The organism is Mammaliicoccus sp. P-M59 (assembly GCF_022386135.1).
GTDB classification, from domain to species: domain Bacteria; phylum Bacillota; class Bacilli; order Staphylococcales; family Staphylococcaceae; genus Mammaliicoccus; species Mammaliicoccus sciuri_A.
Window position 1 is genome coordinate 1 of sequence record NZ_JAJNJJ010000026.1, and the last position, 989, is coordinate 989.

At 34.3% G+C, this 989-nt stretch carries 1 protein-coding gene and 2 pseudogenes; all 3 read left to right on the forward strand.

The window, feature by feature from the left end; translation table 11 throughout:
* Positions 1-224 (forward strand): annotated as a pseudogene (locus LQ617_RS15715) (SA1788 family PVL leukocidin-associated protein); the annotation flags it as partial.
* Complete coding sequence (locus LQ617_RS15720) at positions 224-739, forward strand: DUF3310 domain-containing protein (RefSeq protein ID WP_239740787.1); 516 nt, start codon at positions 224-226, stop codon at positions 737-739. The pseudogene LQ617_RS15715 and the gene LQ617_RS15720, both read left to right, overlap by 1 nt.
* Positions 740-742: 3 nt before the next feature.
* Positions 743-989 (forward strand): annotated as a pseudogene (locus LQ617_RS15725) (hypothetical protein); the annotation flags it as partial.

The following is a 989-nucleotide window of genomic DNA, read 5'->3' on the forward strand; positions in this document are numbered from 1 at the left end:
ATGAAATATGTACTAAACAAATGATTGAAGAATATGAATTTGAAGAAATGAAAAAAGAAGAAACTAGGAAAAAACGAAAAGCTAAAAGAGAGAAAAAAGAGAAAGAACTATTAATGAAGAAGAAGCCACATTTATTCAAAGTACAACAAAAAACTGTACGCGGAGAATATTGTAAGCATTTGTGGGAGAACGATATTTTCCCTAAGAGAAAGGTTGAGTGCTAATGGAATTCAAAGCAGGCGATAGAATACACGTTACGAGATTCTGTGAAGAGAAGGTAGATTTTTATGCAACTATATCATTTATGGGTCTATATAATTTTGAAATTAACAATTGTTCAGATATAGAGTTTGAGAATAAGCTTATTGCTATGCCAGATACAGAGTTTTTCGGTCTAGATAGCGAATATTACTACACCATAGCAACAGAACAAGAAGACAGTGAGGAACCCGTTATACAACGTATTGAACACATTAACAAAGCTATTAAAGAATCAAAAAAATATATCGAGCAAGCTACACACGACCCAGTAAACAAACCATCGCATTATATGCTAGGTGACATTGAAGTGAAGGACATTATCTCAATTGTGGCTGATAAATATCATAAAGGTTCAGTTGCTCATAACGTGGCGAGTGCGTTGGAGTATCAAATGAGAGCGCCAGAGAAGAATGGGCTAGAAGATATTAAGGAAGCACGTAAATGCTTAGACTTCGCTATTGAGAATTGGGAGGACTAAAACATGCCAAAAATTAATACAAAGAAAGAAATGAACTTACCAGAATTGATTGAGTGGGGGTTTAGAAACAATATAGAAAACGAAAGTTATAAAACGAATGATGCTGAAGGGTATGAATTATATTTTGATGCCTATGGAACTCCTAGATTCTCGAGTTTTGTCAATAAACACGACACTTTCACAGTTGAGATTGAAGAAGAAATCACAGAGGATACAGTCTTAGATGCGGTAGTGATTGTAAGAAAACAAA